The 14472-nt window shown below is 43.2% G+C and carries 14 protein-coding genes; 2 read left to right on the top strand and 12 right to left on the bottom strand.

The genetic code is table 11. The annotated features are described in order from the left end of the window. The first annotated feature begins 247 nt into the window (after nucleotides 1-247). Nucleotides 248-1951: a putative bifunctional diguanylate cyclase/phosphodiesterase gene (locus R7H07_RS05285; protein ID WP_005377743.1), complete on the top strand. Its 1704-nt coding sequence runs from the start codon at nucleotides 248-250 to the stop codon at nucleotides 1949-1951. Between the two features lie 107 nt (nucleotides 1952-2058). On the opposite strand, the gene R7H07_RS05280 is transcribed toward R7H07_RS05285, so the two are convergent. The 5 genes from R7H07_RS05280 to R7H07_RS05260 all read right to left on the bottom strand — a co-directional run bounded on the left by R7H07_RS05280 (nucleotide 2059) and on the right by R7H07_RS05260 (nucleotide 6389). Further along, the gene (locus R7H07_RS05280) at nucleotides 2059-2532 is read right to left on the bottom strand and encodes a response regulator (protein WP_206959196.1); all 474 of its coding nucleotides are present in this window, start codon (nucleotides 2530-2532) and stop codon (nucleotides 2059-2061) included. Beyond that, on the bottom strand, nucleotides 2519-3856 hold the full coding sequence (locus R7H07_RS05275) for a sensor histidine kinase (protein WP_017820621.1): 1338 nt from the start codon (nucleotides 3854-3856) through the stop codon (nucleotides 2519-2521). The genes R7H07_RS05280 and R7H07_RS05275 overlap by 14 nt, the downstream gene beginning before the upstream one ends. 3 nt (nucleotides 3857-3859) lie before the next feature. After that, nucleotides 3860-5278: an SLC13 family permease gene (locus R7H07_RS05270; protein WP_065274494.1), complete on the bottom strand. Its 1419-nt coding sequence runs from the start codon at nucleotides 5276-5278 to the stop codon at nucleotides 3860-3862. Nucleotides 5279-5526: 248 nt separating this feature from the next. Beyond that, complete coding sequence (locus tag R7H07_RS05265) at nucleotides 5527-5991, bottom strand: GNAT family N-acetyltransferase (protein ID WP_005377747.1); 465 nt, start codon at nucleotides 5989-5991, stop codon at nucleotides 5527-5529. A gap of 35 nt (nucleotides 5992-6026) precedes the next feature. After that, entirely contained in the window at nucleotides 6027-6389 is a 363-nt protein-coding gene (locus tag R7H07_RS05260; protein WP_005377748.1) for a hypothetical protein, read from the bottom strand. Nucleotides 6390-6868: 479 nt separating this feature from the next. Here R7H07_RS05260 and R7H07_RS05255 point away from each other — a divergent pair, with 479 nt between their 5' ends. After that, nucleotides 6869-7426 (top strand): DUF3750 domain-containing protein, encoded by a 558-nt coding sequence (locus R7H07_RS05255; protein WP_054579458.1) that lies wholly within the window; start codon nucleotides 6869-6871, stop codon nucleotides 7424-7426. A 51-nt stretch (nucleotides 7427-7477) separates the two neighbouring features. On the opposite strand, the gene R7H07_RS05250 is transcribed toward R7H07_RS05255, so the two are convergent. From R7H07_RS05250 to R7H07_RS05220, 7 genes are all read right to left on the bottom strand, one after another. Continuing rightward, nucleotides 7478-9055 carry a sensor domain-containing diguanylate cyclase gene (locus R7H07_RS05250; RefSeq protein WP_005389121.1) on the bottom strand — a complete coding sequence of 526 codons (1578 nt, stop codon included), beginning with the start codon at nucleotides 9053-9055 and terminating at the stop codon, nucleotides 7478-7480. 184 nt (nucleotides 9056-9239) lie between these two features. Continuing rightward, nucleotides 9240-9710, bottom strand: a complete 471-nt coding sequence (locus tag R7H07_RS05245; RefSeq protein WP_053306491.1) for a heme-degrading domain-containing protein — start codon at nucleotides 9708-9710, stop codon at nucleotides 9240-9242. Beyond that, nucleotides 9707-10747 (bottom strand): oxidoreductase, encoded by a 1041-nt coding sequence (locus R7H07_RS05240; RefSeq protein WP_054579456.1) that lies wholly within the window; start codon nucleotides 10745-10747, stop codon nucleotides 9707-9709. The genes R7H07_RS05245 and R7H07_RS05240 overlap by 4 nt, the downstream gene beginning before the upstream one ends. An 11-nt stretch (nucleotides 10748-10758) precedes the next feature. Continuing rightward, the gene (locus tag R7H07_RS05235) at nucleotides 10759-11532 is read right to left on the bottom strand and encodes a DeoR/GlpR family DNA-binding transcription regulator (RefSeq protein WP_065274493.1); all 774 of its coding nucleotides are present in this window, start codon (nucleotides 11530-11532) and stop codon (nucleotides 10759-10761) included. A gap of 178 nt (nucleotides 11533-11710) precedes the next feature. After that, entirely contained in the window at nucleotides 11711-12553 is an 843-nt protein-coding gene (locus R7H07_RS05230) for a phosphate ABC transporter substrate-binding protein (protein WP_065274492.1), read from the bottom strand. Continuing rightward, nucleotides 12543-13163 carry an OmpA family protein gene (locus R7H07_RS05225; protein WP_053303115.1) on the bottom strand — a complete coding sequence of 207 codons (621 nt, stop codon included), beginning with the start codon at nucleotides 13161-13163 and terminating at the stop codon, nucleotides 12543-12545. The genes R7H07_RS05230 and R7H07_RS05225 overlap by 11 nt, the downstream gene beginning before the upstream one ends. Next, nucleotides 13156-14469 (bottom strand): TolC family outer membrane protein, encoded by a 1314-nt coding sequence (locus tag R7H07_RS05220; RefSeq protein WP_065274491.1) that lies wholly within the window; start codon nucleotides 14467-14469, stop codon nucleotides 13156-13158. The genes R7H07_RS05225 and R7H07_RS05220 overlap by 8 nt, the downstream gene beginning before the upstream one ends. Nucleotides 14470-14472 lie beyond the last annotated feature (3 nt).

Raw genomic sequence — 14472 nt, 5'->3', positions numbered from 1 at the left:
TATTTATAGATTGCGGACGGCATCAATAACTGTATTTTATAAATGATTTTTACTGTTGACTATTTTTTATAAATGTCGATGATTAGCCGCCTAATCTTAGTATGTTATTAACCTAGTAGCGCATAAAATGATAGCCAAACAATTTGAACTGACACTTTTGTGATTGTAATGTACGCCAGCAGATCAACTCTATGTTATCAACCCCAACACTCATCTCTGATGCTAAAAGGCTCGAGGAGGAAATATCTTGACCACCATATTTGACCAACAAGTCTCAGATAGTGACCGAGAGTTCCTAAAAATCGTCGAAGAACGATTCATTCATATCTTCGATGTATTTAACGAAGGCCTCTTTTACATGGATGAGTTTGGCACCATGGTATTTTATAACAAGGGCTTTTATGAGCAGCTTGGTATCAACGCTGGTCGAATCAGCTTAGAGCAATGGTTAGACCTTGTTCACCCTCTCGATCGAGAAAGACTCTCCACTCGGGTCGATGCTCACATCATTACCAACAACACGAGGGTCACAACGACCTACCGCGTGCGTAAACCCAATGGACAGTACGTCTGGATTGAAGGCGTAGCCATGACCAAAGAAACAGAACATGGTCATTATATGGTTGGTAGCCACCGTGATATTTCTGAACGCAAGCTGATGGAAAGCTACATTCATCAAGTCGCATTTCATGACAATGCGTCAGGTATGGCTAATCGCGCCCATCTCTTGCTGGATATTGAAGATAGTGTGCGAGCCACTGATTCTTGTGCATCTATCTGTTACATTCAGATAGAAGAGATTAAATCTTACTTAAATCAATATGGCAGCGAGTTGGTCGATGGGTTAGTGGAAAAATTGCTACAAACTCTCAGTCACCTACCTTCTCCAAATAGTTCTGTATATCGCGTACATGATGATGACTTTGCGATTTTGATTCACGATGAATGCTCGGTAGAAACGCTGCAAAGTTACGCCGAAAGTTTAAAGGAAACCTACCACGAGGCAGTGATTGAAGAGGGCCAATACTTAGGAAGTAACATTAGTATTGGTTTGTATCCTTGCATAGATCCAAGTCACTCAGCAGAGGAAATATTACGTAAAGCAGCACGAACTTGTCAGTACGCAAGCGAGCAGAATAAAGACCGTGTTGCGGTTTACAGTGAGAAAACTCAGCATGCCGTAGACCGTTATTTCTTTATTGAACAAGGTCTAAAAAGTGCACTAGAAAAACAGACATTAAGCGTTAAGTTTCAGCCAATTATTGACGCCAAAAGCTCAAAAGTGGTGAGCTTCGAATCTCTGGTTCGCTGGCGTAGCAAAGAGTTTGGCGAAATTTACCCAGACGAATTCATCCCCGTCGCAGAGAACAAAGGTTTGATTGTCGAGCTCGGATATCAAGTCTTTGCCAAAGCGTGTGAATTTATCAAAAACTACCGTGAGCGTTACCAAAACCAAGTTCGCGTCAACGTGAATGTTTCTGTACTTCAGTTAATGAACAGTGAATTCCCTGCGCGAATTAAAGCCATGGCGGATGAGGTTGGTGTCGATCCTGAGTCTATTGTTTTGGAACTAACAGAAACGTTTATTTTGGATAATAATCAGACAGCCATTGCCCCTCTGAATACCCTCAGGGAACTAGGATTTGCACTCTCTCTGGATGACTTTGGATCGGGTTACAGTTCATTAAATAGCTTCTTCGACCTCCCGATGACACAAATCAAAATTGATAGGTCGATGGCGTGGAAAACACTAACCAACCGCTCTTCACAAGAATATCTGAAGTTTCTTATCACTATGTGCCAGGAAAATAATATTGAAGTAGTGATTGAGGGAATTGAAGACGCCAAAATGTGTGAATTTTTTACCGAAATGGGCGTCGATTATCTGCAAGGTTATTGGTTCTCTAAGCCACTTTCTGTTGCCAGTGCAAGCCGCTATTCGTTGAGTTAAGCATACTAGAGCAATATTCCGCACGGCCACGTTAAACATGCTGAACTATTCACTATAGATTTCAGACACTAACTGGCCGTGACGAAAACAAAGCTTAATGCCCCCTATTAACGTAGGCGTTCAAACACCACACTCTGATCTAAATGTTCGTGATACTGAGTGTAATCTAAGCCCACATCAAAGATATATTGGGTCACCAGGTTTCTAACGCACTCTATTAATTGGCTTGCTTGCCATGGTTTTTCAAAGTAGCGGTCAATGCCTGCGGAGTTGATCGCATTAATCATATCGGTGTGCGTCGCTTGCCCGGTAAGAAGCACTTTTCTCGTAAAGCCAAAACGACCGTCTTTTGATACATCGGTCAGCAGCTCTACTCCCGTTTTACCTGGCATCACATGATCGGAAATAATCAATGCGATCATCTCGCCTTCTGCATCAAATTCATCCATCAGTTCTAGAGCCTCACCTGCTGATTCGCAGTCTTCGATATTCAACCATTGATTTAACGGCTCTAAATCTTGTAGAACCGCGCTTAGTACCTCTCGTTGGTCATCAACGCAAATTACATTAAGCTTCTCCATGTTCACCCTCTACTGGTAACTTGATTCTAAAAATCGTTTTTTCACTGTCGCTCTTTACCACAATAGAGCCGTTATATCCGGCGATAATGCGCTTCACAATCGACAGACCTAACCCTAAACCAAACGACAATCCCCCCTTTTTAGTGGTGAAGTTTGGCCGGAAAATTTTTCTACGTGTCGCTTCATCAATTTCTGGTCCGTTGTTAGCAATCGTGACCAAAATTTTACCCTTACTCTCCCGAGTATGTATTTCGATACCGGGTTTCTCCGTTTCACCAAGTGCATCGCACGCATTCTTTAATATATTTACCCAAACTTGGACGAGTTCGGTTTGAGAACCAATAAAAGCAGGTAAATCCGCAGGGCTAAAACGAACACTCACTCGTCTTAAGTCACTTTGCAATAGAGCCAAGGCGCGATTGATTGAATCATTGATGTTAATCGCTTCATCCAAGTCGATATCCGTGCGCCCCAATTGTTTTACGGATCGCACAATGCCAACGGTATGTTTAGAGGCGATGCGTAAGTCATGGAGATCTCGTCCCATTTGCCAGAAACGTATCGCTTCTTCTGGTCTTTTTAGCCAATGTTCTGAAAGGAAGTTGTTTGGAACGGCACGTGCAAGATCACGAGCAACCTCCTTGGTTAAACCGTAGTATTTTTCGAAGTGGCGCCCCCGCTTTCTCGCTTCGCTAGAAGAGACTTTCTGCCCTTGCATTAAACCAAAATCAAAAAATTGACTCGCTTCCGGATGAACTTCTTCAAGCAGTTCCATGATAACTGTCTCTAGCCGTTCTGATTTACTGCTTACAACGCCTATCGCATTGTTCAACTCATGAGCAATACCCGCTGCAAGCTGCCCCAACGTTGTCATTTGCTCTGCGGTATGAAGCTTTTGTAGCGCTTTTTCTTTAGCTAATGCCTCTTGCATTGCGCGCCGTTGACGACGAGATAATTCGTTAACCATCACAGGCATAAATTGTGTCGTCAATGGTCCGTATATCGCCTCTTCCACGGCGGGCGTATCGCGCTGTATCCAAGCCAATTCAACATCGGTTTGAGCAATCACTGTCGAAGAGGCAGTCCACGTACCAGAAAAGAAACTATGTACGCCAATAAACGCACCTTGAGACGCAGAAAATACCTGAATCGGTTTCTTGTCATCTTCCGCGTAATAGCCCGCCAGTTCTCCCGACAGCACATAGTACAAGCGATCGTTGTAGCCAGCTTGCTCAATAAGCACCGACCCGGATAAAACCGTTAATCGGCGTTCAAGGTGATTAAAGTAGCGTTGTACTAACGCGTCTAACTTCGTTTCGTACATGGGTTATCCAATATGCCCAACAGTATGTAAAATCCACACCATCACAAAGCTGAGTAATACGCCAATCACGCCTAGCACGGCACCGATACGAGCCATTTGGCCGCTCTCGACATACCCTGTTGCATGAGCTAACGCGTTTGGTGGCGTACTGATTGGTAACGACATACCGAGTGAAGCAGCAAATGTCACGACCAAGATCAGAGTAACTTCACCGCCGAGAGGCGTTAACGAAGCCATAGAGGTACCTAACGCAGCCATAATCGGCATCAGCAAGTTTGCGGTGGCTGTATGCGACATAAAGTTTGCCATTAACAAGCACAAGAAAGCCGCACCAAACAAGACAACATATGGCGAGAACTGATCAAACGGAATGCTGTGTACCACCAGCTTCGCAAGCCCGGTTTTATCTAGAGCAAGGCCCAGAGCAATACCGCCTGACACCAACCAAAGCACATCCCAAGAGATTTTCTTCAAGTCTTCTTTGTTGATGATGCCCGTCAATGAGAACACTGCCACCGGAATTAATGCTACTGTGTAAGAATTCATTCCATGTGCAGAACCCATCAACCAAAGAATAATCGTGCCGGCAAAGGTGACGTAAACCATTATTGCTTTGGGTGTTTTCAAAAACTTGCTTTTAATGTTCAGATCGATGGTGGTTTGTTCGGCCTTATACAAAAAGCCAATCAGAAACCAGGCTAACGCCATCATCACAATAACGAATGGCACACCAAATACCATCCATTCACCAAACGTAATTAAGTTGTCACCAACCAAATATTTTAGGGCGATGGCATTCGGTGGCGTGCCGATTGGAGTACCAATGCCACCAATGTTGGCTGCAACAGGAATACACAAGGCGAATGCAATTCGACCTGGGTCTTTAGGCCCGAAAACCGCTATCACAGGGGTTAAAATGGACAACATCATCGCTGTTGTTGCGGTGTTTGACATAAACATGGAAAAAACAGCGGTGATCAGCATCAACCCCAGCATAACGAACTTTGGTTTTTGTCCAAATGGTTTGAGTAACACTCGGGCTAAGTTGACATCTAACCTGTACTTTGTCGCCGCCATAGCCAAAAAGAAACCGCCGAGGAAGAGCATGATAATCGGACTAGCGAAGGTCGCCATTATCTCGTTGTATTGTAATGGCTCACCAAAATGTGGCTGCCCTTCTTGCAAACGAAAGAGCACAATACCTTTATTTGATACAAGCAATAGCTCTAGGACAATGATCACAACCGAAGTGGCGTAGATTGGAATTGGCTCGAATACCCAGCAAAGTGCGGCAAGCAAGAAGATTGCAATCACTCTTTGCTGGACGATAGTAATGCTATCAAATGGGAACGCAGAGAGAGGCATCAACCAAACAAGCAATGGTATCAATGTTGGAACAACGTATTTGAGATAAGGGCGCATAGTACTACTTCTCTTCCTGAGATGGTTAGCCAGACACATTTGGCGTTTGGAACGCTATTACCCGCCGCAAAACCAAAACTTTCAGACTGTTTTTAAGCCTTCAGAGACGAAATGCGGTAATGGCGTTCCAGAGAAGATTATGTACACTGTTTTCAAACAAAACGTTGGTGCGAGATCAATGAACTCGTTTTCACATTGGAAAACATTTTATATCTGTGTTCAAGCTCACTAAATGCTCACTATTTAAGTTAAATATACTTTTCCATCATAAAGTTAGTTAAGGTTTCTCCCCTAACCTCAACATGTTGTCGAGACTTAACTGTGAAACCCATTTTCTCGTAAAAAGGTCGGGCGGTAATACTCACTTCAGAATACAGTCGTTTTATCCCCTGTACTTTCGCCTGTGAACAAAGAAAAGACATCAAATCACGACCAACACCTTGTCCTTGGTATTCATGATGGCAAAAGAAATGATCAATCAAGCCGTCACCTTGCAAATCACAATAGCCAACGACCTGCCCTTCTATCTCCGCGACGTAGGGTTGAATATCGTCCATTTTGCGTTGCCACACATCGAGGTCAAAATCTGATGGTGCCCAAGCGGAAACTTGTGATTCCGTATAATCACGACGATTAATGATTCGCACAGTATGGTAAAAGAGTGCCCACAGTGTTGGGGCATCCTCGGTGCGATAGCAGCGTATTGAGAGCATCAATTTCCTCATTCCTATTCAATAAATACTAAGCATTAACGCAAAGTGATACTAGTGAACTCATCATTTTCAATGCCAATCACTAAAGGCTTCCCAATCTGATCACTGTTCATCAATACGGTAGTATTCAGCTCACGGCTTGATCTGCGTATATTGCTTTTTCTTATGATATGAATATTCACAATATAATCGGAATACTCCTTTGTGATTCCGCCGGAAAATTCTACGTGCTCACTTTCATTGTCTCGGACAACATGAAATTTTCGATTGGCTTGAATATCAGTACTGATGGAGGAGTCGCCATAGCTCAGCACAACGGACGTTGGTTCGCTATCTTGATTGGCAAAACAGCCAAATGCGAACATGCTTAATGCGAGTATACTTTTTGATTTAAACATTAATTATTCTATTTCTAGTTATTTTTCTGCTATTTGCATGACCAAACAGCACTTGTTCTGTGAGCGCCTATTGTGCCATAGCTGAACGCTGACTCTAAACGCGCAAAAAGATGAGCGATGAAAATTCCGCCCAAAACAAGCAAATGTGAGACAATGTGAGGGCCCCAAACTCACTCAACCAGTCAAAATCCACTGTAAACCTCTGTTTTTTAATGCTTTAAATTTATTTAGCCGTGTAAGGAATACATACAACCTCTTACTTTTTCATACGCAACTAGACGAATAGTTAGAGAAATACGGCATCGTCTATGCCACATGTTACAAATCGGCTTACCTTATTATTACGTATGAACTTGAATTATGGCACTAACTTCCCTCTCTCTTTTAATAAGGAGAGGATTTCAACAATCAGACTTGCCACGTTTTTATAGCTAAAATCAATAGAGCGTTACCAGCATCGGTTGGTCTAGGAGCAATAAATGAAAGACCCTCTCAACTTTACTCACCATGTAAAAATTTGGCTCATGTCAATCGCGGTTATGCTGGGTGGATGCACTCAAGGAGATTGGCGTACCGCTAGCAGAGAACCTGCGGGTATCGCACCCGATCCTTCCAATGTTAAGCATGCTGTGATTGAGTTTTACGCCGCAGACGCGTTTGGTTGGCGAGGCTGGTTTGCCGTTCATACATGGTTTGCAATAAAGCCTGAAAATGCGAACGAATATACAGTGTATGAAGTAGTCGGCTGGAGAGTGAATCGCGGACAACCCGCTCTATATCAGTACCAAACTGGGACACCAGATCGATATTGGTATGGTGCAAAACCAGAAAAGATCCTCTCCATACAAGGTGAAAAGGCCCGCCAGCTTATCCCTAAAATACAAAGTGTTATTAGCCAATACCCTTGGGCTGAAGAATATACGCTGTTTCCAGGGCCAAATAGCAATACATTCCCGGCTTGGGTGGGTAAACAAATTCCAGAATTAGAGCTGAACTTGCCGTTTCGCGCAATTGGTAGCGGTTACGCCAGCGATTAACAGCAAAAATTAGTCACTGGCTCGTTTTATGTTCAGCATAAAGCGCAATATCTATTGTGCGTCGTCACCCAACTCCGTTCTATTTCTTCCATTATGTTTCGCTTTATACAGTGCATTATCGGCGTCTTTCATTACCGCTTCAATTGGTGTGTCATTGCCTTTCCAGTGAGAAACGCCCAACGAAACCGTGACCTTACCAACCACCTGAAAGTCATGTTGTTCCACGTTGTGTCTAATACGCTCTGCAACATCCATAGCGTGGTTTACGTCTGTTTTTTCCAAAAACATCATAAACTCTTCACCGCCAGAACGACACAGGTGATCATTAGAGCGAGCTTGGTCTTTCATTAACTGCGCAAACTCTCTAAGTAAGTTGTCACCCACGTCATGGCCATAGTTATCGTTTACGCTCTTAAAGTGGTCAATATCTAGCGCCAAAACAGAGAACGCGGTATTTTCCTGCTTAAACAAACCAAGCACTTTATCTAATCCACGTCGATTCAATAATCCAGTCATCGAATCTGTTAATGTATCCAGTTGCAGCTTATCAATGGTTTTTGACACGATACCAAATGCTTTAAGAAAGCTAAGCTTCAAATGTGAGACCTCAAAATACCAAGACTTAACCAGTTTGAGATCATCGATAGATGATGAATGTTCTTCGACACCTCGCACAGCACCCGCTAACTGCCAAAGTGGTCTAGAAATAAGAAGGGACAAGAACCAAATTAGCAACAAAGTTAATAAACCAATTGGAATCGACTTAAGGAAAACATTCCACATCTGTTCATCTAGCACAGATAACGTCATCGATTTCGGGCGCTGAGCAACAATTCCCCATCCTGATGACTTTACTGGCGCATAACCAGCAAGCATTTCGACGCCGCGAGAGTTAACAATTTCTTTGTTGCCGCTCTGCCCCATCGTCACCGCTTTGATTGCTTCATTATCGTCGATTACTTCACCAACCCTCGATTGATCTGGGTGATAAATCAGAGTGTTACTCTCATCGACAACGTAAAGGAAAGAACCATCTTTGTATGCGTGCTGGCTGAGTAACTCTGCGAGAATATTTTCTTTTTCTAGATAAATAGTGCCGCCGATATAACCTAAATATTCATTAGATTGAGAAAATATAGGGTATGAGATGGTTAACAAGTAATTTCCAGCTGGCGATATAAATGGTTCAGTAACAACCGGTGCTTGAGCGTTTAAAGACTGGCGTTTTCTTTCACCCACTAACCTTACACCTTTCACCTGAAGTGTTTCAGGGGATACAGAAATAATAACCCCTTTTGCATTAACGACAACCACAGAGTTAAATGATTTGGTTTGCGTTCTTAATCTCTCAGCCTCTTTATCAAGAAGCTGAGCGTCATGCATCTTGTCTTTTAGCACGTTCGCACTGTATTTTAGCTGCGACATTGAGCTTTCTATGAAAGAGTCTGTCATTTCAGACATTTTTTGGGCGTAAACACGGTTTGATTCTAACGTGTTATTGATGATGAGATCCCTTTGAACACGATAAATCGAGTAGAATGCGTTGATCAAAGTGACAAGCACACTGAACACACATAGGGTGACAATAAGATTTCTAAGATTGAGTTTTTCTTTTCTTCTAAAAGACATTGCCAATGGCCAACTTTGAAGGCTTTCTGTATAAATGAGCGTATAGGTTATATGAAATTGATTTGATTTTCAGGTAGTAAGTTGGGATCAATGTTAATATTTGCTCACATTAAAGAACACTTTATGAGCTAAAAAGAGAATTCAGTAGCACGATAAAGAACCGTGCTACTTTCATATTTGGCGTTTAAGAGGGTTTTGTCTCTGTCATCGTTTTTAATATATCCACAACTAGCTGATGATCATCTAACTGCGGTAAACCCGATACCGTCACAACCCCAACCAAACCAGACCCAGAAAGCCGAATTGGGAACGCGCCACCATGAGCACAGTACTCACGAGCATCGAGATGAGGCTGATTTTCGAAATCACGTTGCTTTTGCTTGTTGTACAGAGAAAGATAGTAAGAGCTGTGGCCATACCTTAATACTGAGTTTCGCTTCCTACGGACCCAATCTACATGATCAGCGCAGGTTCCTGCCATCGCGTATTGAAATAGCGTTTGTCCAAAGCCGTAAACCTCAATAGCAACAGCCGCGCCGCGAGCTTCAGCCTCTTCTTTTAGAGCGAGGCCGATAGACCACGCAATATGGTGATTAAATTCCGCCAACTGAAGTTCATGCTCTTGCAGGGCCACGAGTTCAAGCGTCAAACTCATGGTTTCACCTGAATCGTTTTACCCGTTTTACTGCTTTCCAATGCCATCTCAATCAGAGCGATATTCTGTACTGCCTGAGCGGCAGGAACTGGGTTATCAGTGCCCAAACGAATGGCATCTGCCACACCAACAAAGTAAGCTTGGTACGCGCCTCTCTCCGTTTTGATAGTTTGCGCACCGTCTTCGTCGTAACGGACGCCGTATAACGCCTCATCTTCTTCCGACCAAGCATCGTTTTCCGGCAAACGGCCTTCTTTTAAGTAGCCCTCTTGAGGATCTAATCCGAACTTTTCATATTTAGCTTCCGTACCCAATACTTTGTAGCGGAGATTCGGCTCTGGGCTATACAAGTTTGAATGCAAGTGCACAATATGCTCAGGGTAATGAAGTATCAAGTTATAATAATCAATCGTTGTCGCACCCGGGCGCATCATTCGACATTGTGCGTCTATCGCATCTGGCAAGCCAAACAACACCAATGCTTGATCGAGAAGATGAGGAGCAAGGTCGAATAAAATACCACCGCCATCTTGAGCCTGCTCTCGCCAGCGTTGACGAACTTCAGGGCGGTAGCGATCAAAGTGCGACTCAAACAGCTTTATATCACCTAACTTACCTTGTTCGATAAGAGATTTAACCGTGAGAAAGTCTCCATCCCAACGTCTATTGTGAAAAACGCTCAGCACCAGACCTTTCTCTTCGGCTAATGCGATAAGTTCATTACCGTCTTCTATCCGAGTAACAAACGGTTTCTCGACGATGACGTGTTTCCCATTGTTCAACGCACGCTTTGCAAGTTCGTAATGTACGTCATTTGGCGCAGTAATGATTACGAGCTCTGCATCACTATCATCGAGTAAAGTATTCGCATCAGAAAACCACTTAGCATCTGGCCAATCATTTTGAACCGCCTCCTGTTGACGAGAGCTTATCGCGCTCAGCGTTAAATTTGGTAGCGATTTAATGAAGGGTAAATGAAACGTTTTTGCTGAATATCCGTAACCAATCACAGCGGTTTTTACGGGATCGTAAGCCATTGTAAGATTCCTTATTTCGGTGATACAACAATACATTCAATATCATTGTGATCGAGGAGTTGTTGAAAATCTGATTGAGGGGGATGGTCTGTAATAATGATGTCGATCTTTGACAAATCACATACGTGGTGGAAATTGTCGCTACCAATTTTTCGGGATTCACAAACGACGATGACCTGCTGAGCTTGAGCAATCATCGCTTGTTTCATTGTTGCTTCTAACAAACTATTTGTTGTCAGCCCTCGGGATGACAATGCACACACGCCAATGAACGCTTTGTTCACGTGATAATGCTGCATTTGCTGCTCTGCTTGCGCCCCTAAAACTGCTCTGGCATAAGGGTCAAAGTGTCCGCCTAAGAAATGAACGTCCATTGTGTCGTTTGTCTCAGCAGCAGTCAGCACATCAATGCTGTTAGTAACGACGTTGAGCTTGTTTTCTCCATAACGCGCTTTTCCTGCATAGAGTGGGAGCAGAGACAAAATGGTGCTGGTATCAATAACAAGATGGTCGCGCTCATCCAACAACGCTGCGGCAGCTTGAGCTAGTCGATGTTTAACGTCACTCACGGGTCGACTCGCGTATGCCTCGGTATGGGAAGAGATCGGCGCAAGCATGACACCACCTCGTATTCTTTGTAACCCAGGTTGCTGACTCAACTTAACTAAGTCTCGACGAGCTGAATCTCGCGAGATAGCAAAGTACTCACAAACTTCAGACAACGTTACTTTATTTTGCTGATCCAGCTTCGCTCTGAGCGCTACGAGTCTTTCTTCTTGTGTCATAACTTAAATTCACTTAAGTGATTTTAAGTAAACTTGCCACAATGATAGAAAAATTACCAACAAAACCACTTACAACCAACTCAATTGACCAAAAGTTAACCAAAGATAAATGAGCAGCAAGGCAAAACTTCCTAGGACGGTACGTTCACTCAAGCCCACATAGTTAGGCGTATGAAGTTTATTTATACCCGTTTAAAACAACTGGCTCATCTAGGCCTAACTTCACTCTATTTATTTTAATAAGCGCTTTTGGTAGTGGAATAAACCCAGCATTTCGTACCTGTTGTGTATTGTTGTCGGTTGTAAGGAGTTCAAATAGTTTTGATTTTGTGATTTTCTGATTGGTGTCGAATTGTTTATTTATATAAACGTAATAGACCACGGAAAATGGATAGCGAAGAGAATAGATGCAATCTGTGCTCAAAGAGCATGAGTCATCGTTATGATGAACAGAGAGAGCCTTGTAGCTCGACCACTGTTCTGAGTATTTAAAATCGGAGTATCGCATATAAGCTTTGGCTGAAAAGTCGTCGCTTAAAGCCCGTTTCAATCGGTCTTCATCAAGCATTTGAATCGATGATTGACAACCATTAGAGCTCACATCTGGGTTACTTAAACGCATCTCCCCGAAAGCATACGTATTTGCATCACAGCGTTTCAATTCACTAACGGAAACACTATCTACCGTACTCTTTTGACTATTGATTACGACAATAGCGTTTGCCATTAAAAACAAACGTGTAGGCCTGTGGCCTCTTTCTCGTTGAAATCGGGAGATGTTTTCATCTGACCATTTCTTAGATGTGATTGCAATAGAGGCTCCGTCATTTAGCATGTCGTTAAAACCACCAGACTGAGATGCAAGCGCTACATTTACACTTGGCTCATCTATCAATGTTTCTATCGTTTCTAATATTTCTGGTTCGACAAAAATCGATGTTCGAGCCTCAGAGTCAGCAAATGCCAGCGGTGAAATCAAACATGACGCTAGAGCAAAGAAAGGCAATACTTTAATTTTCATAATTCAACTCCAACTTCGAATTAGGTGTCAACTCGCTGTCCGAACTAAATATAGTCCACGCTTGTTCAGTACTTTCAGCTTTCGTGTTTACAACAGCAATTGTGCGCCTTTCCCGTTTTTTTAGTTGTACCGTCAATGCCGTATTCTGATAAAACTCTTGCTCTTCAATTCGATTGTCTTGAATGCCGTTTCTCACTAGCAATTCTCGTATAGCTGCCGTCCTTTTCTTTGCCAACGCTTTGTTGTATTCGAGTGACGCTTCAGGGCTTGTGTCTCCTATCAGTATGACTTGCGCATTTGGGTTACTCTGAAGCAGTGCTTTCAACTCGCTTAGCGGCATATCATGAGATGGCGTTACCTGATGCTCATCCATCGCAAAGAAAAAGCTGATCAGGTGTGTCTGCGAGTCGTTGACCCAATTCGCACAGCCTTCACTGTCAACAACCACACCTTTTGGCGTATCTGCGCAGTTATCTCGTTGGTTTATCACGCCATCACTATCATTGTCTTTAAGGTCGTTGTACTGGTAAGTGGTCAACGTCGTATTCGGTGATTCAGCACAGCCTGCTAACATGAAAACTAGAAGACTCGTCACTGCGAATTTATCCATTATTGTTCTCCTTCCAGTTCTCTGGATACTCAACTCGCAACGCATAAGTCAGAATCCCCATCGAGTTGAATAAACGGTAAGTGGCAACCAAATAATCGTACTTTGTTCGGGTGTAGTTCCGTCTCGCAACAAACGTTTCAACTTTGGCATCTAATACATCTAACAAACTGCGTCGCCCTACATTGAACTGCTGGATGTACCCTAATTCAGTTACTTTCGCCGCATCAACGTTGACTTTTAAAAACTCCATTTGCTGTTGAAGCAATGTATGTGCGTCCCATGCCAGCCTTACACCTTCATTCGCATCTAGTTCTGCATTTGCTCGAATAGCCCTCGCCTCCTCTACTCGCCAGGCAGATGACTCCACTCGGGAGTCTGTAGAAAAGCCTTTAAAAAGATCGTAGTTGACCGTCAGCATAACCTTTGCATCTTCGTTAATGCCTTCAATATTATCCACGTTGTCTGTTTTGTTGGCTGACAGCTCAAGCTTGAGCTCTGGGTAGTAATCCCCCTTTTCTCTTTTTACTTCATGTCGAGCCGCCTCTAAATCTTTCATCGCCGACTGTATGGATGGGTGCAACCTAACCGCTTGTTTGAGTGCTTCGTCAAGCTTATTCGGAAGCAATTCCTGCGGGTAAACAGGCTCAACTAAGTTTTGCGGCGCTCGACCAACCAAACGTACAAATCTTGTTCTAGCATCGGAAAGATTGTTTTGGGCGGCAATCAATGAGGACTGTGTTGTCGCGACACGCGAAGAAACCTGCGCTAAGTCGGAGTTGCTGGTTAAACCTTTTTCTTTTTTATCTAGAATGAAACGGTAGATCTCTTGGTGTTCATTTAGGTTTCTTTCTGTCAGTTTCATCAACTCTCGGGCATGTAAAACATCCACATACGCTCTGACAGTATCTAATGCAACATTTTCCGCAGATGCCAATAAGTCCAAGCGTTCAGCTTCAGCCTCGTAAGATAGGCGATCAACATCAGCACTTGTTTTAAATCCATCAAATAACAGTTGGGAGATTCTTACGCCCATCTCCGTTCTTTCTAATGTTCTATCTTCACTGTCGATGTAGTTTCCGTTGTTATATCGAGTACCTTCGTACCCTGCTGCTGCATACAAATTAACCTGAGGAAGAAATGAACCATTTATGGCATTTCGGTCTCGTACCATCGACTCATAGCGAGAATAGCGAGCAAGCAAACTGGGGGAGCTATCGAGAGATAACGTAACTGACTCTTCTAAAGTCAAAGCGTTTGGCGACGATGATACTGCAAACAAGACCAATAACGTTGATTTAAGCCGCATCTT

Origin of the sequence: Vibrio sp. Vb1127 (assembly GCF_033338735.1) — a bacterium.
Lineage (GTDB): Bacteria > Pseudomonadota > Gammaproteobacteria > Enterobacterales > Vibrionaceae > Vibrio > Vibrio alginolyticus.
Note: the sequence above shows the minus strand (reverse complement) of the source record. Positions and strands in the feature narration are given on the sequence as shown.